At 67.1% G+C, this 17,060-nt stretch carries 19 protein-coding genes; 6 read left to right on the plus strand and 13 right to left on the minus strand.

Annotated elements, in window-relative coordinates; genetic code table 11:
* Nucleotide 1: 1 nt before the first annotated feature.
* Genes hisH through hisD form a run of 4 tightly spaced genes read right to left on the minus strand, consistent with a single transcriptional unit; the run spans nucleotide 2 to nucleotide 3,742 of the window.
* Nucleotides 2-634 carry an imidazole glycerol phosphate synthase subunit HisH gene (gene hisH / locus IU452_RS16185; protein WP_195109889.1) on the minus strand — a complete coding sequence of 211 codons (633 nt, stop codon included), beginning with the start codon at nucleotides 632-634 and terminating at the stop codon, nucleotides 2-4.
* Nucleotides 631-1,245: an imidazoleglycerol-phosphate dehydratase HisB gene (gene hisB / locus IU452_RS16190; protein WP_195109890.1), complete on the minus strand. Its 615-nt coding sequence runs from the start codon at nucleotides 1,243-1,245 to the stop codon at nucleotides 631-633. The genes hisH and hisB overlap by 4 nt, the downstream gene beginning before the upstream one ends.
* Complete coding sequence (locus IU452_RS16195; protein ID WP_195109891.1) at nucleotides 1,242-2,408, minus strand: histidinol-phosphate transaminase; 1,167 nt, start codon at nucleotides 2,406-2,408, stop codon at nucleotides 1,242-1,244. The genes hisB and IU452_RS16195 overlap by 4 nt, the downstream gene beginning before the upstream one ends.
* Nucleotides 2,405-3,742, minus strand: coding sequence for a histidinol dehydrogenase (gene hisD, locus IU452_RS16200; protein WP_195109892.1), 1,338 nt, complete (start codon nucleotides 3,740-3,742; stop codon nucleotides 2,405-2,407). The genes IU452_RS16195 and hisD overlap by 4 nt, the downstream gene beginning before the upstream one ends.
* A 175-nt stretch (nucleotides 3,743-3,917) precedes the next feature.
* Here hisD and IU452_RS16205 point away from each other — a divergent pair, with 175 nt between their 5' ends.
* Together IU452_RS16205 and IU452_RS16210 are read left to right on the plus strand one after the other, a co-directional pair.
* Nucleotides 3,918-4,319, plus strand: coding sequence for a PPOX class F420-dependent oxidoreductase (locus tag IU452_RS16205; RefSeq protein ID WP_195109893.1), 402 nt, complete (start codon nucleotides 3,918-3,920; stop codon nucleotides 4,317-4,319).
* A gap of 189 nt (nucleotides 4,320-4,508) precedes the next feature.
* The gene (locus IU452_RS16210) at nucleotides 4,509-4,931 is read left to right on the plus strand and encodes a YjdF family protein (protein WP_195109894.1); all 423 of its coding nucleotides are present in this window, start codon (nucleotides 4,509-4,511) and stop codon (nucleotides 4,929-4,931) included.
* Between the two features lie 80 nt (nucleotides 4,932-5,011).
* Here IU452_RS16210 and IU452_RS16215 read toward each other — a convergent pair whose 3' ends face one another.
* Nucleotides 5,012-5,425 carry a hypothetical protein gene (locus IU452_RS16215; RefSeq protein WP_195109895.1) on the minus strand — a complete coding sequence of 138 codons (414 nt, stop codon included), beginning with the start codon at nucleotides 5,423-5,425 and terminating at the stop codon, nucleotides 5,012-5,014.
* Between the two features lie 132 nt (nucleotides 5,426-5,557).
* A complete protein-coding gene (locus IU452_RS16220) occupies nucleotides 5,558-6,169 on the minus strand; it encodes a maleylpyruvate isomerase family mycothiol-dependent enzyme (protein WP_324192654.1) in 612 nt (203 codons plus the stop codon).
* Between the two features lie 198 nt (nucleotides 6,170-6,367).
* On the opposite strand from IU452_RS16220, the gene cutA reads away from it, so the two are divergent.
* Together cutA and IU452_RS16230 are read left to right on the plus strand one after the other, a co-directional pair.
* The gene (gene cutA, locus IU452_RS39485; RefSeq protein ID WP_195109896.1) at nucleotides 6,368-6,694 is read left to right on the plus strand and encodes a divalent-cation tolerance protein CutA; all 327 of its coding nucleotides are present in this window, start codon (nucleotides 6,368-6,370) and stop codon (nucleotides 6,692-6,694) included.
* A gap of 560 nt (nucleotides 6,695-7,254) precedes the next feature.
* Nucleotides 7,255-7,599, plus strand: a complete 345-nt coding sequence (locus IU452_RS16230) for a hypothetical protein (protein ID WP_195109897.1) — start codon at nucleotides 7,255-7,257, stop codon at nucleotides 7,597-7,599.
* A gap of 64 nt (nucleotides 7,600-7,663) precedes the next feature.
* On the opposite strand, the gene IU452_RS39490 is transcribed toward IU452_RS16230, so the two are convergent.
* Complete coding sequence (locus IU452_RS39490; RefSeq protein ID WP_195109898.1) at nucleotides 7,664-7,981, minus strand: helix-turn-helix domain-containing protein; 318 nt, start codon at nucleotides 7,979-7,981, stop codon at nucleotides 7,664-7,666.
* Between the two features lie 97 nt (nucleotides 7,982-8,078).
* Here IU452_RS39490 and IU452_RS16240 point away from each other — a divergent pair, with 97 nt between their 5' ends.
* The gene (locus IU452_RS16240; RefSeq protein WP_195109899.1) at nucleotides 8,079-8,315 is read left to right on the plus strand and encodes a hypothetical protein; all 237 of its coding nucleotides are present in this window, start codon (nucleotides 8,079-8,081) and stop codon (nucleotides 8,313-8,315) included.
* A 246-nt stretch (nucleotides 8,316-8,561) separates the two neighbouring features.
* On the opposite strand, the gene IU452_RS16245 is transcribed toward IU452_RS16240, so the two are convergent.
* The 4 genes from IU452_RS16245 to IU452_RS16260 form a co-directional block, all read right to left on the minus strand.
* Nucleotides 8,562-8,864 carry a hypothetical protein gene (locus IU452_RS16245; RefSeq protein WP_195109900.1) on the minus strand — a complete coding sequence of 101 codons (303 nt, stop codon included), beginning with the start codon at nucleotides 8,862-8,864 and terminating at the stop codon, nucleotides 8,562-8,564.
* A gap of 299 nt (nucleotides 8,865-9,163) precedes the next feature.
* Nucleotides 9,164-10,741, minus strand: a complete 1,578-nt coding sequence (locus IU452_RS16250) for a serine/threonine-protein kinase (RefSeq protein WP_195109901.1) — start codon at nucleotides 10,739-10,741, stop codon at nucleotides 9,164-9,166.
* Nucleotides 10,742-10,947: 206 nt separating this feature from the next.
* A complete protein-coding gene (locus tag IU452_RS16255) occupies nucleotides 10,948-12,708 on the minus strand; it encodes a penicillin-binding transpeptidase domain-containing protein (RefSeq protein ID WP_195110226.1) in 1,761 nt (586 codons plus the stop codon).
* An 85-nt stretch (nucleotides 12,709-12,793) separates the two neighbouring features.
* Nucleotides 12,794-13,831 (minus strand): NAD(P)-dependent alcohol dehydrogenase, encoded by a 1,038-nt coding sequence (locus IU452_RS16260; protein ID WP_195109902.1) that lies wholly within the window; start codon nucleotides 13,829-13,831, stop codon nucleotides 12,794-12,796.
* Nucleotides 13,832-14,047: 216 nt separating this feature from the next.
* On the opposite strand from IU452_RS16260, the gene IU452_RS16265 reads away from it, so the two are divergent.
* Nucleotides 14,048-15,496, plus strand: a complete 1,449-nt coding sequence (locus IU452_RS16265) for an NAD(P)/FAD-dependent oxidoreductase (RefSeq protein WP_324192655.1) — start codon at nucleotides 14,048-14,050, stop codon at nucleotides 15,494-15,496.
* 10 nt (nucleotides 15,497-15,506) lie between these two features.
* Here the strand turns inward: IU452_RS16265 and IU452_RS16270 are convergent, their stop codons facing one another.
* Nucleotides 15,507-16,370, minus strand: a complete 864-nt coding sequence (locus IU452_RS16270; RefSeq protein WP_195109903.1) for an arylamine N-acetyltransferase family protein — start codon at nucleotides 16,368-16,370, stop codon at nucleotides 15,507-15,509.
* 65 nt (nucleotides 16,371-16,435) lie between these two features.
* Nucleotides 16,436-17,032 carry a hypothetical protein gene (locus IU452_RS16275; protein ID WP_195109904.1) on the minus strand — a complete coding sequence of 199 codons (597 nt, stop codon included), beginning with the start codon at nucleotides 17,030-17,032 and terminating at the stop codon, nucleotides 16,436-16,438.
* Nucleotides 17,033-17,060: the final 28 nt, after the last annotated feature.

Here is a 17,060-nt window from a genome sequence, read left to right on the forward strand (position 1 = left end):
TCTACAGCGAATTCACCCAGTTGCGCAGGAGCTGGGCGCCTGCGTCGCCGGACTTCTCCGGGTGGAACTGGGTGGCGCTCAAGGGGCCGTTCTCGACGGCGGCGAGAAATTGGGTGCCGTGCTCGGCCCAGGTGAGTTTGGCCGGGGCGATGGTGCCGTCGGAGGTCCACTCCCATTTCTGGGCGGCGTAGGAATGCACGAAATAGAAGCGGGTGTCGGGGTCCATGCCGGCGAACAGGATGCTGTCGGCGGGGGCCTGCACGGTGTTCCAGCCCATGTGCGGCAGGACCGGGGCGTGCAACCGTTCCACGGTGCCGGGCCATTCGGCGCAACCGTCGGTCTCCACACCGAATTCGACGCCGCGTTCGAACAGGATCTGCATGCCGACGCAGATGCCGAGCACCGGTCGGCCACCGGCGAGCCGCTTGCCGATGATGCGCTCCCCGCGGACCGACCGCAGCCCGGTCATGCATGCGGCGAAGGCGCCGACGCCGGGCACCACCAAACCGTCGGCGGTCAAGGCGATCTCGGGATCGGCGGTCACCGTGACATCGGCGCCGGCGCGGATCAGCGCGCGGTGGGCCGAGTGCAGGTTGCCGGAGCCGTAATCCAGCAGCGCAACCGTTTTCGTCACAGCACTCCCTTCGTGGACGGCACGCCGCTCACCCGCGGATCGATCTCCACCGCCGCACGCAATGCCCGTGCCACGGCCTTGAATTCGGCCTCGGTGACGTGATGCTGGTCGCGCCCATAGAGCACCCGCACGTGCAGGGCGATGCGGGCATTGAGCGCGATCGACTCGAACACGTGGCGGTTGAGCACCGTGGAGTACGGGGCGCCCGGCCCGTTGGTGGGAATCACGGTGTGCAGCAGGTGTTCCGGTTCACCGGTGTGCACGCAGTACGGACGGCCGGACACGTCGACCGCGGCATGGGCGAGGGTCTCGTCCATCGGAATGTAGGCATCGCCGAAGCGGCGGATGCCCTGCTTGTCGCCGAGCGCCTTACCCAGCGCCTGCCCGAACACGATCGCGGTGTCCTCCACCGTGTGGTGGGCCTCGATCTCGATATCCCCCTCGGCGCGCACCGACAGATCGAATCCGGCGTGGGCGCCGAGCGCGGTCAGCATGTGGTCGTAGAACGGGACCCCGGTCGAGATATCGGTCTTCCCGCTGCCATCCAGATTCAGCTCGACAACGATGCTGGATTCCTTGGTGGTGCGCTCCACCCGCGCAGTTCGGTTCATCGTGCCTTCCATTCCCCTGTCGGTTCCGGCGTGCTTTCGGCCGGAACCAACTCCGTGGCGGCCAATTTCTCGCTGACGCGCAGGAATTCGTCGTTCTCGGCGGCCAGGCCGATGGTGGCCCGCAGGTAACCCGGGATGCCGACGTCGCGGATCAGCACGCCCTCGTCGAGATATTTCTGCCAGGCGGCCGGGGCGTCGGTAAAACGGCCGAACAGCAGGAAGTTGGCATCGCTCGGGGCCACCTCGAAGCCCTGCTCCCGCAGGGCGGCGGCGACCCGGTCTCGCTGGCGGGCCAATTCCGCGACGCTGGCCAGGGTTTCGTCGGCATGGCGCAGCGCCGCCCGCGCGGCCGCCTGCGTGACCACCGACAGGTGATACGGCAGCCGCACCAGCAGCAGGGCATCGATCACCGCGGGCGCGGCGGCCAGATAGCCCAGCCGCCCACCCGCGAATGCGAAGGCCTTCGACATCGTCCGCGTGACCACCAGCTCGGCCGGATATTGATCGATCAACTCGATCGCGCTGGGGGCGCTGGAGAATTCGCCGTACGCCTCGTCCACCACCACGAGGCCGGGGGCGGCGTCGAGGATGCGGACCAGGTCCTGCCGCGGAATGCTGTGCCCGGTCGGGTTATTGGGGCTTGTCACGAACACCACGTCGGGCCGACGCTCGGCAATGCACGCCAGCGCGTAATCGATGTCCAGCGAGAAGTCGGCGCCCCGCTTGGCCTCCACCCATTCGGTGTCGATGCCCTCGGAGATGATCGGATGCATCGAATACGACGGCACGAAACCCATCGCACTGCGGCCCGGGCCACCGAACGCCTGCAGCAGCTGCTGCAGAATCTCGTTGGAGCCGTTGGCCGCCCACACATTGGACACCTCCAGCGCGACACCGGTCTGCCGGGTCAGATACGCCGCCAGATCGGTGCGCAGCGCCACCGCGTCGCGATCGGGATAGCGGTGCAGATCCGTCGCGGCGTCCCGGATGGATTCGGCGACATCGTCGATCAGCGCCCGGCTCGGCGGGTGCGGATTCTCGTTGGTGTTCAGCTGCACGGGCACCGTCAATTGCGGTGCGCCGTAAGGCTTCTTGCCGCGCAGGTTGTCCCGCAGCGGCAGATCGTCGAGCGAGATGCGCGCGCCCGGAGCGGTCGCGGTCATCGCAGCGCCTCGAATCGGATCTGCACGGCCTGGCCGTGTGCGGGCAGGTCCTCGGCGTTGGCCAGCGCGACCACGTGTCCGGCAACGTCTTTCAACGCGGCCTCGCTGTATTCCACGACGTGGATGCCGCGCAGGAAGGTCTGCACGCTCAGCCCCGACGAGTGCCGCGCGCATCCCGCGGTGGGCAGCACGTGGTTGGATCCCGCGCAGTAGTCGCCCAGGCTCACCGGCGACCAGGCGCCGACGAAAACGGCTCCGGCGCTGCGGACCCGGGCCGCCACGGCGGACGCGTCGGCGGTCTGGATCTCCAGGTGTTCGGCGGCGTAGGCGTTCACCACGCGCAGGCCCTGGCCGATGTCGTCGACCAGCACGATGCCGGACTGCTTGCCGGACAACGCTTCCGCGACGCGGTGGTGGTGCTTCACGACATCCAGCTGCGCGTTGACGGCGGCATCGACGGCATCGGCAAGGGCGACACTGTCGGTGACCAGGACGCTGGCGGCCAGCACATCGTGTTCGGCCTGGCTGATCAGGTCGGCGGCGACGTGCGCGGGGTCGGCGGTGGCGTCGGCGAGGATGGCGATCTCGGTCGGGCCCGCCTCGGCGTCGATGCCGACCAGGCCGCGGCACAGGCGCTTGGCGGCGGTGACGTAGATATTGCCGGGGCCGGTGATCATGTCGACCGGTTCCAGCTGGGCACCGTCGGTGTCGGTGCCGCCGTAGGCCAGCAGCGCGACCGCCTGGGCACCACCGACCGCCCACACCTCCTCGACACCGAGCAGTTTCGCGGCGGCCAGGATGGCCGGATGGGGCAGTCCGCCGAACTGCGCCTGCGGCGGCGAGGCCACCACCAGGGATTCGACGCCCGCGGCCTGCGCGGGCACCACGTTCATCACGACGCTGGAGGGATAGACGGCGTTGCCGCCGGGCACGTACAGGCCTACCCGCTCGACCGGCACCCAGCGTTCGGTGACCGTGCCGCCGGGCACCACCTCGGTGGTGGTGTCGGTGCGGCGCTGATCGGCGTGCACCGTCCGGGTGCGTTCGATGGCCACTTCCAGGGCGGTGCGCACGGCGGGATCGAGCCGCTCGAGTGCCTCGTCGAGGGCGGCGGCCGGGACCCGGACCGAGGCGGGGGCCACGCCGTCGAACTTCTCGCTGAATTCGAGCGCCGCGCCGACGCCGCGGTCGCGGATCGCCTCCACCACCGGCCGCACCTGATGCAGCACCGAGTCGACGTCGACTCCCCCGCGCGGCAGCGCGGCGCGCAGCTCGGCGGCGGTGGGAGTGCGACCGCGCAGATCGACGCGGGCGAGCTCGATGCGGGATGTCATAGCGGTGCCGGATCCTTCGTCTGTGCTGGTCATCACGCCGAAGCCGGAGCTTCGGACCAGCTACCAGCCTATCGGGTGATCGCCACCCGTTATTCACCGCCCGACCGGGGGGACGGCCCGCGACCGGGCAGGGTTTGATCAACAAGGCAACATACGACCGTCGAGGAGGATGAGAATGGTCGAGATTCCCGAGAAGGCGCGGGACCTGTTGGAGCGGCCGCTCTACGCGAGCCTGGGCACCACCCGGCCGGACGGAGCTCCCCAGGTGAACCCGATGTGGTTCGTGTGGGACGGCCGGTTCATCTGGTTCACGCACACGAATTTCCGGCAGAAGTTCAAGAACCTGGCCGCCGAGCCGCGGGTGTCGGTGTCGATCTTCGATCCGGACAACCCCTACCGCTACATCGAGGTCCGCGGGGTGGTCGACCACGTCGACGCCGATCCCGAGGGGGCGCTGTACACGCGGCTGGCCGAACGCTACGGCATGGGGTCGGTCGTGCCGCCGGACGCGAAGGATCGCGTGGCGATCGCGGTTCGGCCCACCGGGGTGTACGGGTACGCGGTCACGCGCGACTGATCGCTCGGCGATAAAGCATTTGCTCGAGTTCCGGCCTCGATTGCTAGCATCGCGACCGGGACGAGCGAAAACACGGTCCGGTTGGTAGTCCGGGCGGTCGCCGCGGGCGGCTCAGTATCCTCCCTCCCAGGGTGTCCGGCGCGTCCTCTCATTGCGGCCTCGAGCCGCACGACAACCATGGGAGGAACGATGCCGAGCACGTTCAGCGTGTTCTACGACGGCCAATTCTGGGTCGGGGTCCTCGAGATCACCGACGGCCGCGGCGTGCGCGCGGCCCGTCACGTCTTCGGGGCCGAGCCGAGCAATGCCGAGCTGGAAGAATTCGCGGTGAAGGAGTACGGGCGCCTGCTGGATCGCGCGCTGACCGCACCACCTGTCCCGGTCGAATCGCGGTCGAAGGCGACGGTGAATCCGAAGCGCCTGGCCCGCTTGGCCGCCCGCGAACAGGCCGCCAGACCGATCAGCTCCGCCGCCCAGGACGCGCTCCGCTTAGCCCACGAACAAGCGGGCCACGAGAACCGCGCCGCCGCGAAACGCCGCCGCGCCATCGAATCCGACCAGCGCCGCGACGCGGTCGCCCGCAAACGAAAAGCCAAGCGGCGCGGGCACTGATCCCGGCCAATCCCTATTCCCGGCTCCGCGGCGATTCCCATCCCTGTCGCCACGGCCCCAAGGCCGTGGCGACAGGGTCCCTACCTCTCGATGCGGTGGTAGAGCAGGTCGAAGTCGAGGTCCCAGCTGGCGCCGTCGGTGGACTTCTCCCAGGTGCCGCGGATGGTGTTGCCGTCCAGGGTGGCGCTGAAGCGCTGGAAGAAGCCGGGGGCGTCGCGCTCGATGCGCCACGACGTGCCGTCGACTCTCATGCGGTAGACCCGGCTGACGTCGCGGCTGTCGTGGTAGAGGACGGCGATGTCCTCGGTGGTCTCGTCGCCACCGATGATCCACGTGCCCCGTGGGGCAGGTTCGGGAGCGTGGTCACTGATTTTCAGAAAGGCACCGTCGAGCCATTCGATAACCGAACGTCCCTCGGCGCCGGGAAATTGCGGACTTTCCACTCGCCACTCCCCCACCATCCCGTCGAGCCCCGCCAATGCTTTGTGCGTCACCGTCTTCCACCTCCGAAACGCCCCGGATCCCTTCTCGAATCGCGGTAGTTCCATCATTCGCCCCCGGCGCACGCTCGGCGGCGGTTTCGGTGGTCGTCCTACGACGGGATCTTTCCTCGCTCCGGCGGGAGGTTACGCCGCACGAGCCATCCGCCGACGCAGCGTGTCGACACCATCGCCCGCGAGCTCATCGAGGACGGCCGGACGGCCGACCATCGCCAACGCCAATGCCTCACCGGCACCACGGACTTCAGGCCCGGAACCCGACGACCAATCGATATCGGTGGCAACGAATCGCAGGCCGCGAGTGAAGCGCCCGGGACGCGCGAACGGATCAGGATGCTCCAGGACCGCCCGCAGCCGTTCCGCGGGAATCTCCCGCGGACGCCCCAGCGGCCGACGAATGTCCTGCTGATGAGCAAACATATCGGCCAGCCCCAAACCAGGCGCCAGCCTGGTGATGTGCTCACCCGAGTTCTCCAACTTCGCCACCAACTGCTCGGTCGACAGCACCTTCGACTTGTCGGCCAGCACATCGTTGGTCCGATCCGCAGACAACCCACACCGCAAAAACACCACGGCATAGGTAGGCGCCGGAATAGCGTCATAGAGCAAATGCCCCACCACATCCCGCACCCGCCACCCCACACACAGCGACGGCGTCACCCATTCGTCATCCGACAGGGTACGTAGCAGCGAAACAAGCTCCGCCCGCTCACCTTTGAGCAACTCCCGCGCGTTCACCCCGAAAGCCTAACCCTGCCAACACCTGTCGCAATAGCCCATTTGTCAACGGGAATCGGTCCGGGGGACCACGTCATGCGCCGCGTCCCCGGCCTGCGCCACGAGGAATTGGCCCTGCTGAGCGTGGCGAGACTCGATTGCACACTCCCTTGCGATGGAACCCACTCTTCAGAGCCTTCGGACCTTAGGGTGGCAGTCATGACGGCAGCACGTGTGTGGTCGGTAACCTCGACAACACCCACTGAGGACGAGGCGCGAGCCATCGCGAAGACGGTGGTGGGCGAACGACTCGCGGCTGGTGCGGAGATTACGGGTCCCTCGACATCGGTGTTTTGGTACCTGGGCGAGTTGGGAGAAGGCCAGGAGCGGCGGGTCATGCTGCGAACTTCCACGGCCGCCCGCGACAGGTTGGCTGCCCGTGTCGCCGAGTTGCATCCATGGGACAGTCCCGAGGTAACCGCCACCACAGTCGTATGGTGCATTGACAGCTACGCCGACTGGATCGAACGCACTACAGCTGGATAGGGGTAGGGAGCCAGACAGATGCGGTACGTCGAGCGAGTGCGGCACCGCCTGCTGCTCCAGTCGCGGCACACCGTAACGCGACTTCACGCGCCCGAGCCAGTGGGCGTACTGACGCGACGCGCCCGGCCACGGTGAACGCCTTCTCTGTGGTCGATATAGCCGCGACGAGGTTGCCTGCGTCGAGGTGTGCGTCGGCCAACCAGGTCAGATAAAGCGCCTTGTCCCGCGCCCACTGGTCGAGGTAGGTCGCCAGCGCTCGTTCTAAAGGCGCAGTGGCCTTTTCAGGCTCGTGGAGCACAGACCAAACGCGACCGGTCATGATGTCGAGTTCGCGATGGTCGACCCATGCGGACCAGTGCGGGGCTTCCGAGACGGTGCCTTCCAGTGAATCGCGCGCGGCATCGAGTGCGTGGGCTGCTCCGTCGCGGTCGCCGGCCAAGTGACCATGCTCGCCGCGACTCGAATAGGGCTCGAGCTTTGGGTGCTGCGCCGAGCCCAATTGCGGCACAGGCGGAATCAGCGGCGATCACAGATTCGGCAGTGCCGCTGGCGTAAGCGATATGGACAAGAGCGTTGGTAGCCAGTTCTCGGCTGAAGGCTTCCCCGGCGGCACGACGGCTGTACTCGAACAGCTGCAACGCCGTGTCCTTGAATCCAGCATCGAATGCGGCCCACCCGGTCTGCTGAGCTTGCTCGGCGGCGAGCTCAGTCAGACTTGTGCGCACTTGCAAGGTACTACTGGATTGGCTCAATATCCGCTCAGTCCGGCTCAACTCGGCGTAGTACAGGCGGAACGTGTCCGCACCGCCGAGGTAGCTGTCCAGATCCTCCAGCCTGGTGAATTGTTCGCGCATCTCGTCCACGTCGGTGGCGCCGATGCGGCGGGGTGGCTCATCGGTGAGTAGGGGCGCAGCCAGACCGGCTAACGCAAGGAAGGCGCGACGTTTCGTAGCTTCCTCCCGTTCGGCATCACGCTGAGTTCGTTTCGGCCACAGCCCGAGGGCTGCTTCCGTCTCTACGTCCAAACAGTGCCATGAGAGCTTGACGCGTTGCACGTCGAGGCCAGCTGATCTCGCCGCATTCGATGCGACTGATGGCCTGCGCGTCCACCGGCGGCCGATGGCCCGTTATTCGCTCGATCTCGACGCACACCCGTTCAGCCAGCTCGGCCTGGGTCCAGCCATGAGCCAGTCGCAGTGACCTGAAGTGGTCGTTCGTCGGTCGCTCCCGCGTCGGTCGGTAGCTGCTGTTTGCGGATAGTTTTGCGCTGATCCCCAGCTCGCACAACCGGAACGCTCATTTCAGGCCCCGTTGCCGAAACAACAACCACCGCGCCGCACAACTCGACGGCGAGGCCTTCCAATATGCAGACCAAGGGGGACAGATGAGTATCGAAGTAGCCGCGGAGACAGCGGTGCTGGCCGTGCTCGCGCCCGGTGGGATGCTGACCGCAAGTCGGATCACCGCACAGGCGCCGCTGACCAATTGGAGCGCTCGACGGGCGATCGGGCAACTCGAATCACATGGGTTGATCATGCGTGCGCCCTACCAGTCCCGCTGGTCGATCACACCCCGCAGCCGAGCGGCGTGGGCCACCATGGGCAGGTGGTACGGAGGATGAGCGACCTTGCGAACTTCGTGCTGCTACTGCTCGCAACCCTCGCGGGATGTGCGCTCGTGTATGCGGTGATCGTGTGCTGGCCGAGCCGGGCTCCGAAAGGCAAGTCCGTGAAAGCGATCCGGCGACGTATCGAAAATGGGGATGAACCGAAGGCACGGTAGGCCGATAGACAGTCGTGTGAATCCTGGTTAAGCAACTGTCCGTGGAACAAGACTGGAACAGACGCAACGGCCTGATCCGAGTTCATCAGCCAATGTCGTTGCCTGGGTTGTTCGCCGCCACGCATGCCGCCGATGCGACCTCTGGGGGGCGAGACGCCGGCGGAGACTGCAAGGCGTTTATACAACCGGGAATATCGCCCTGTTCACCAAGCTTGCACGCCTCGTGCTCAGCCATGGTGATACCTTCACCATTGTTGACCAGGTCGTTTTGGCAGCCTACAGCCGTCGCGTCCGCGGGACCACCAGCAATAGAAGACAGCGTTCCCAGGGCGACGATCGCCACACCTGTGAAGGCCGCACGCCGCAGCAGTAGAACAGTTCCAATCATCGAAATCCCCTCCCTGAGAATGCATTTGGATGACATGCACTAGCTGATGATCTTAGATAGTAAACGTAACCCCTGTCAACGCAACGCATCAAGCGCCAGACCCGGCGCGTCGCCATCATCCGCGAATACTTTTGGCGCCCTTGCACTTTCACAATCCAACAATGACGGTGGCCAGTCGATCAGCAGGCCGTGGACGGCGACAGCCGGGCGGTCACCGCATCATTCCTTCAGCATCAGATGACGTGCTCACAAAGCAATTCACGCAATTGGCATGCTGCTGCCATATCGGCGCACCAGGGTCAGCGGGTATCGCTGTCGATGAGCAGGTTGCCGCCGCCGGTGTCGATCACGCGAAGCACCAACGACTTGTTCTGACCACCGTAGACGAGGCTGGCCAGCCTTATGTCCAAAGAGCCGTCAGAGTTGTTGCCGCCTTTGGCACGGATGTCTTCGAAGTCCTGGATGATGTTGTCTTCCCAGTACTGTTGGAACTTCTGCTCACTTCCGTAGACCTGCTGAGCAGCCGGCGTCAGCATGTTCCACGCAGAGGCGGTATTCGAATTGGTGATGTCCCTGTAAAAGTCCTGAACAAAGATGCCAGCGCGCCCTTCGGACACCTGCCCGACATTCTTGGTCTTCCCCAGAGCCTGCGCTGACTGTGTAGTGCTACCACCGTTCGCCTGCGCACTCGTCGACGCCGAACCCCCCTGGGAGGCAGGGGAATTCGAGCCCGAGTTGCTGAAGATAGCGGCCAGGACGATGGCGACGATCACCAACCCCACCGCGAAACCGCCTGCGAAGACAAGGGGTTTGCGGTTGCGGGCGGGGGCGGCCGGGGCGGGGGACTGGATCGGGTGGGAGCGGGTGGGGTGGGCCGTTGGGGGTGCTGGGCGGACCGGGGGCATTTCCGGGGCCGAGATGGTGGCGGCGGGGGTGGCGGCCATTTCGGCGGTGGAGATGTCGGCCTGGGCGGCGCGGCGGTCGAGGGTGCGGACGGCCTGTTGGCGGCGGGGGGCCGAACGTTGCGCAGTCGAGCGGCGGGTGGCCAGCATCTGCGTTGGTTCGGCGTCTGCGCCGTAGTCGGCGAAGTCGGCGAGCTGGTCGCGGACCTCGATCATGCTCGGACGGTCTTCGGGGTCGAAGCTGAGCAGGTCCAGCAGCAGGTCGGTCAGGGGACCGGCGTTGCGGGGCTGGCTGAGTTGGCCGTTGGCGGCGGCGTACAGCAGCGCCAGCGGGTTCGGGTTGGTGCCGTAGGGGGGCTCGCCCTCGAGCGCGTGGAAAAGCGTTGCGCCCAAAGCGAAGACGTCGGCGGCCGGGGTCGGTTCCGCGCCGCGTGCCACCTCGGGCGCGAGATAGGCGGCGGTGCCGGAGATCAGGCCGGTCGCGGTCAGCGTGACATCGCCCTTGGCCTTGGAGATACCGAAGTCGGTGATCTTGACGGTGCCGTTCTCGCCGAGCAGCACGTTGCCGGGCTTGACATCGCGATGCACGATCCCCGCCCGATGCGCGGCCACGAGCGCCGAGGCCACCTGCTCACCGATGCGCGCCACCTGCGGCAGCGGCAGCGTGCCCTGCGAGGACAGCACCACCGCCAGACTCTGCGACGGCAGGTACTCCATGATCAGACACGGATCGCCCTCGTGGTCGGTGATGTCGAATACGACGATCGCGTTCGGGTGCTGGAAGCGGGCGGCGTTACGGGCCTCCCGCGAGGCGCGCTGCCGCACGATCTCCTTCTCACCCGGCGGCAGGCTGGGCTGGGTGAGGATCTGCTTGATCGCCACCGATCGTTCGAGTCGCTCGTCGACGGCGCGCCAAACGACGCCTGTGCCGCCGCTACCAATCCGTTCGACCAGGCGGTAATGCCCTGCGATCACTTGGCCGGTTTCGATGGCACTACTCCGAGTTTCTCCGCGATCCGTGACTTACCGAGGTGCGGTTGCCCGCGTGTTCCCCGCACGAGTGTAGCGGGCCCGACCGGCGGCTCCGACGCCGGAGTGAGATCTGCGCGAAATATGTGTGAGACCTGTGGAGTGAAGGCGAGATCACTGCGTGACCGGTGCGAGACATTTGGTGACCGAACTCACTTCTCAGCGCGCAGGAATCGCCCCGCCGCGTCGACCGCGGGGGTCGAGGATCCCGCGTCGGAGACGAACACCGCCAGCGCCAGATCGCCGTCGATCCCGACGAACCATCCGTGCGCATGCTTGTCGTCGATGTACTCCGCGGTGCCCGTCTTGCCCAGCATGCCGGGAATGTCGCGCAGCTGAGTGGCGGTGCCGCCCGTGATCGTCTCGCGCATCATGGATTTCACCTGGTCGGCGACGGCCGGCGGCAGGGGTTCCGGATTATGGTCGGGCACACCGGGTTTACCGGCGACGATGGCCGGGGCGGGGACCGAGCCGTGCGCGAGCGCCGCGGCGACCAGGGCCATCCCGAACGGGGAGGCCGTCACCTTCCCCTGGCCGATGCCCTCCTCTACCCGCAGCGCCGGGGTGTCGGCCACGGGCACCTTGCCGGTCACGGTGGTCATCCCCGGCGCGGTGTAGTCGATGCCCAGGCCGAGCTGCCCCGCGGCCTTGGTGAGCCCGTCGGGCGGCAGGTTCACCGCCAACCGGCCCATGGTGGTGTTGCAGGACCGCGCGAACGCGGTGTGCAGCGGCACCTGGCCGAGGTCGAACTTGTTGTCGTTGGGAATCTGGCGGCCCTCGATGTTCTCGGTGCCCGGGCACCCCACCACGCTGTCCGGCGTCACCTGCCCGGCCTGTAGCGCCGCGGACACGGTGACGGTCTTGAAGGTCGAGCCGGGCGGATACAACCCGGTCAGCGCGATCGGCCCCTGCGCGTCGGCGGCGGCGTTCTGGGCCACGGCCAGCAGGTTCCCGGTGGACGGCTGGATGGCCACCAGGGCCGCGGGCGTGGTGAGCGGCGACAGCGCGGCCTCGGCGGCACGCAGCATGCCGGTGTCGAGCGTGCTGGAGATATCGGCCACCGGTGTGGGGTCCTGGCCCGCGACCCGCTGCGTCCCGTCGGTGGTCTGGGCGCGCACGGCCCAGCCCGCGGCGGCGTCGGCGTTCTTCTGCCACAGCTCGGACAGTCCCGACAGCGTCGGTGAGGAGAGGGTCTTGTCGGTGGCGAGCAGGCGCGTCTGCGGAGCGAGCGTGACCCCTTTATCTTTCAGACTCCACAGGCGGTCCTCGATCGGGGCGAGATCGGCCTGACGCAGCGAGATCACGGTGACCGGTTTGCCCTGTGCGCCGTCGAGCTGCGACTGCAACGAGGCCGCGGTGATGCTGGAGTCCACCGGATTGAGCACGGCGGCAACCGCGTTCAGGTCGGCGCCCGGGGACACGTTCACCAGGGTGACGACCTGCTGGCTCAGCAGCTCGGCACCGGTGCGGTCCAGCACGCGCGCGGCCGGGTCGGAATAGACCGGGCTGTAGGTCAGGGGGCCGGTGTCCAGGCCGGGCGCGACGGTCGCCGGATTCCAGCGAATCTTCCAGTTGTCCCCGTTGCGGGTGGCGGCGCCGGTCGTGGTGTAGGACCACTGATTCTTCCCGTCGGGACCCAGCTTCCAGGTGGTGGCGAGGGTGAAGGTGGCGTCGTTGTCCTTCTTGTCGACCTTGTTCACCTCGACCTGCACGTTCTTGCCGAGGCCGCCGAACAGTTTGCCGAGGGTGTCCGACGCCTGCGCCGGATCGCTGGTCACCGCGGCCGCGGCGGCGGGGTCCTCGCGGGCGAGCGCGTCGGCGAAGGTGTGCACCGTGGAGTTCAGGCGATCGGCGGCCTTGTCACCCGAGCAGGCCGCGAGGGCCAGGACGGGCGAGGCGAACAGGGCGAACATCTTCGTACTCGTGCGCACCCGCCCGACCCTACCGGCCGGAAGCGCAGGTCCGCGGGAACCGCAACGGCCCCGTCTGCCGAGGCGGCTACGGGACCAGCACCGCTCGCCCGCGCACCTTTCCGTTGTCCAAGCGCGCGAACGCCTCCGGACCGTCGTCGAGATCGAAGCGTTCGACCTGCACGCGCAGCTTGCCGGACCGTGCGAGAGCCAGCGACTCGAGGAGATCGCGTTTGGTCCCGGCCAGCGATTTCCGCACCGATGCTCCCCACGGCCAGCCGGGTCCCCCGGCAGGTCCCGCGGTGAGTTCCGGGTCGCCCCCGCCGATGCCGACCATGCGGTAGGCGCCGTTGGGTGCGACGGTCTCGACGGCCAGCTTCGCCGTGGCATCGATACCCACGAAATCGAAGACGGCCTCCGCGCCCCGACCGTCGGTGAGCTCGAGGATCTGCCCGGCGGCGGCGTCGCCGAGCAGGCCCAGATCGGCACCGCACTCGGCGGCGAGATCGAGTTTGTCCTGCTCGATATCGACGGCCACGACCCGAACGGCGCTGACGGCCTTCAGGATCTGCACCGCCACATGCCCCAGTCCCCCGACTCCGATGACGACCGCGGTCGCGCCGGGCCACAACTGTTCGCGCGCACCGCGAATGGCGTGGTACGAGGTGAGCGCCGCATCGGCGATCGGCGCCGCCTGCAGAAAGTCCAGCTCGCCGATCGGCACGAACGAATCCGCCGGAATCCGCACGAAATCGGCCATTCCGCCGGGAAGATGCAGCCCTGGGCAGGGCGGATAGGCGGTGCGACCGGCCGCCGCGCAGACATTCTGGTCACCGCTCACGCACTCCCGGCACACCCCGCAGGTCCACAACAGGTACACCACGCCACGCTCACCGACCGCGCGCCCCTCGACGGCGGCGCCGACCGCCTCGATGGTGCCCGCGAATTCATGGCCGAGGGTCAGCGGCTGCTCGTAGAGCCGCATCGGGAAGTGCAACAGCGTCAGATCGGAGTGGCAGACACCTGCCGCACCAACGCGCAGCAGCAGGTCGAGGGGCCCGATATCCGGTGTCGGAACGTCGTTGATCTCGATCCTGTCGGGGCCGATGTATTGCAGTGCGCGCATCGTGCTGTCTTCCTGCCGAACGTGACGTAGCACACACCGTAACATTCGCTTGACATTGCGTCTATTGAATGACTCAGCGTCTAGCATCGATTGCACAATCGGGCGCCGGTTGCGTACACGAGGAGGTGGCGGCCCGTGAGTTCTCGTCGACGAGCGTTGCGCGGCAATGGTTTACGGCCCGAGGGGAGCCACCTTCGGAAACCGAGGATCGCGATCGTGGGGGCCGGGGTCTCGGGTATCTGTCTGGCGGTTCGGTTGCGGCGGGCCGGATTCGACGACATCACCCTGTTCGAGAAGGGCGGCGACTACGGCGGAACCTGGTACCACAACACCTATCCGGGCCTGGTGTGCGATGTGCCCTCGCGCTACTACCAGTTCACCTTCGCGATGAATCCCGAGTGGAGCAGCCTGTATTCACCGGGCACCGAAATCCAGCGGTACCTGGCTCACACCGCCCGTGCGCACGGGCTGGCACCGCATACCCGGTTCCACACCGAGGTGGTGGGCGCCGAATTCGCCGACGGCCGATGGCGGGTCGGCACCTTCGACGGGCGCATCGAGGAGTTCGACTTCCTCGCCTGTGCCACCGGGTTCCTGCATCATCCGCGGATTCCCGATATTCCCGGACTGGGCGGTTTCCGCGGACCGGTCTTCCATTCGGCACGCTGGGATCACTCGGTGTCGTTGCGCGGCAGGCGCCTCGGGGTGATCGGGACCGGTTCCACCGGCACGCAACTGGTGCGGGCACTGGCCGGTACGGTGCCGCGCGTGGTGCTGTTCCAGCGCACGGCGCAATGGATCCTGCCCACGGTCAACCGGCGCTACTCGCCGTTGGCCAAGGCCGCCCATCGGCGCTGGCCCGCACTGGGTTCGGCCGCCTACGCGCTGAATCGGATGATCTTCGAACTGTTCTCGCGCGGCCTGGTGTCCCCCGGCCCGGTGCGCGAGCTGATCACGCGGGTGTGCGAGCGGAATCTGCGCGGTGTCCGCGATACCGAGTTGCGCCGCCGACTCACACCGCACTACCCGCCCATGTGTAAGCGGCTGGTGGTGTCCGATGGCTTCTATCGAGCCGTGCAGCGTGACGACGTCGAACTCGTCACCGCCGGGATCGATCGCGTAGTGCCCGAGGGTGTCGTCACCACCGACGGCGCCCTGCACGAGATCGATATCTTGGTGCTGGCAACGGGTTTCGACGCACACGCCTATATGCGCCCGATCGCGATCACCGGAACCGACGGCCGCACGCTGGACCGCGCGTGGGCCGCGGGGCCGCGCGCCTTCGAGGCCACGATGATGCCGGACTTTCCGAATCTGTTCATGCTCATCGGCCCGCACAGCCCGATCGCCAACCATCCGCTCACCGCGGTCGCCGAGGCACAGTCCCGACGGGTCGTCTCCTGGATCCGGCGCTGGTGTGCCGAGGAATTCGACACGGTCGAGCCGACCGAGGCGGCGACCCGGCGCTTCAACCAGGAATTGCGCGCCGCCTCCCCCGGAACCGTCTGGGCCGCAGGATGTTCCAGCTGGTATCTGGGCAAGGACGGCTATCCGGAACTGTGGCCGCGTCGCCCCAGCGAGTTCGAGGCGATGATGGCGCGGCCTCCGGACCCCGCCGACTACCACCTCGGCCGCCGCATCGCCGGAACGAGAGCGAACGGCTGACGACGATGATTCAGTGGTTCCATTCGGCCGCGGCCAGGCGCGCGGCGTCTTCGTCGGCCAGTTCGATGTCGAAGACGTCGGCGAGGGTCTTCGGCAGTTCGGTCGGCTCCAGTTCCCGGGTGGTCGAGGAGCCGTCCGGATATTCGGCCACCCAGGTGGTGCCGTCCAGGACATGGTGGACATCGGGCAGGAAACGCTGCACGTAGGGGCGGGTGACGAACGGGGAGCGCGGCGAGGTGGACACGAAGTGATTGCCCACCGCATAGTCGATGCGGTACGCCGGAGTCATTGTGACGCTGTGCCGTTCGATCCAGCCGTCGCGAGCGAAGTGGTGCACGATCCACAGTTCGCTGTCCAATTCGCCGCGGGTGCGCTCCAGCCGGAAGCGCCAGTCTCCGGCGCGCACCTCACCGGCGTCCGGGTTCAATTCCAGCGGAGCCAGCGGGCCGCCGCCGAATCCGACGTCGCACAGCCACACTCGATCGTCGTCGGCGGTGGTCACGCGCAGCATGGCGTGAGTCGCCGGTCGCAATCCACTCTCCGCGCCCATGATGATCCGGCCGTGCAGACCCGTGACACCGAACCCGAGTCGTTCCAGTGCCGCGGCGAACAGGCCGACGTTCTCATAACAGTAGCCGCCGCGCCGACGCCGGATCATCTTGTCCTGCAACGACTCCAGATCGAGGGGAATGGAGCGTCCCAGAATGATCTCGAGGTTCTCGAACGGCATCGACGTGGTGTGCGCGTACTGCAGGGCCTGCAGGGTCGCCAGCGTCGGAGTGCGCTCAGCGGTGAATCCGATACGGCCGAAGTAGGCGTCGAGATCCAGGGCGTCGCCATCCCAGTGGTAGGCCCTGTCCGCAGGCGTGGTCATCACTTCTCCCCGTCGGTTGTCCGCTTTGTCCCATGATCAAACCATTGCCGTAGCTAACTTGTTCCTCATTGCGGGCGAAACGGCCGGTCGCCGGTGTCGCGCAGCCATTCGGAGACCACACGTGCGACTCGCTCCGGTGTCGGGTCGGCCTTGACCAGCGAGCTGACCCGCTGGGCCTGCTCGGTGGTCGGCAGGAATCCGACCAGCAGGGCGGGCAGGAGCAACCGGCGAACCAGCAGTTCCTGCGCGGATGTCATGTGCGGTCGGCGCACGACCGAGACGTTGACCCGGACGGCATGCTCGTTTCCGGGTGGGACGCCCGGGCGGTCGATCTCGATCGCGCCATAGCGGAACCCGTGCGCGAGATTGCACGAGGAGCAGGTCATCGGGCCGCGACCGAGGCCTTCACCGCACTCATCGCACGTGATCCTGTCGAGCGCGGCGTCGACCACGCGCCAATCGTGCTTGTCGGGTTCGTCCGCGACGAGACGAGCGATCTCGTCCTCGGATTCGCCCGGCCAGTCGGCGAGGAAGCGCCGCCACTGCTCCTCGAGGATGTCGTCGACCAGTGTGCGGCATCGATGGCAGTCGGGCGCGCCGCCGTACTCGTAGCCGCCGCACTCCGCACACCGCACCAGTTCGGCACCGACCGCAGGTCTCACGCTTCACATCGTCGCGTTCCCCCGCCAC

The organism is Nocardia transvalensis (assembly GCF_015477765.1).
Classification (GTDB): Bacteria; Actinomycetota; Actinomycetes; order Mycobacteriales; family Mycobacteriaceae; genus Nocardia; species Nocardia transvalensis_A.

Coding starts and splice junctions, on each gene's coding strand:
- hisD (WP_195109892.1), bottom strand. CDS start 3,742: ATGACATCCCGCATCGAGCTCGCCCGCGTCGATCTGCGCGGTCGCACT.
- IU452_RS16260 (WP_195109902.1), bottom strand. CDS start 13,831: ATGCGCGCACTGCAATACATCGGCCCCGACAGGATCGAGATCAACGAC.
- IU452_RS16230 (WP_195109897.1), top strand. CDS start 7,255: ATGGACAAGAGCGTTGGTAGCCAGTTCTCGGCTGAAGGCTTCCCCGGC.
- hisB (WP_195109890.1), bottom strand. CDS start 1,245: ATGAACCGAACTGCGCGGGTGGAGCGCACCACCAAGGAATCCAGCATC.
- IU452_RS16210 (WP_195109894.1), top strand. CDS start 4,509: ATGCCGAGCACGTTCAGCGTGTTCTACGACGGCCAATTCTGGGTCGGG.
- IU452_RS16245 (WP_195109900.1), bottom strand. CDS start 8,864: ATGATTGGAACTGTTCTACTGCTGCGGCGTGCGGCCTTCACAGGTGTG.
- IU452_RS16270 (WP_195109903.1), bottom strand. CDS start 16,370: ATGACCACGCCTGCGGACAGGGCCTACCACTGGGATGGCGACGCCCTG.
- IU452_RS16240 (WP_195109899.1), top strand. CDS start 8,079: ATGAGTATCGAAGTAGCCGCGGAGACAGCGGTGCTGGCCGTGCTCGCG.
- cutA (WP_195109896.1), top strand. CDS start 6,368: ATGACGGCAGCACGTGTGTGGTCGGTAACCTCGACAACACCCACTGAG.
- IU452_RS16195 (WP_195109891.1), bottom strand. CDS start 2,408: ATGACCGCGACCGCTCCGGGCGCGCGCATCTCGCTCGACGATCTGCCG.
- IU452_RS16255 (WP_195110226.1), bottom strand. CDS start 12,708: ATGTTCGCCCTGTTCGCCTCGCCCGTCCTGGCCCTCGCGGCCTGCTCG.
- IU452_RS16205 (WP_195109893.1), top strand. CDS start 3,918: ATGGTCGAGATTCCCGAGAAGGCGCGGGACCTGTTGGAGCGGCCGCTC.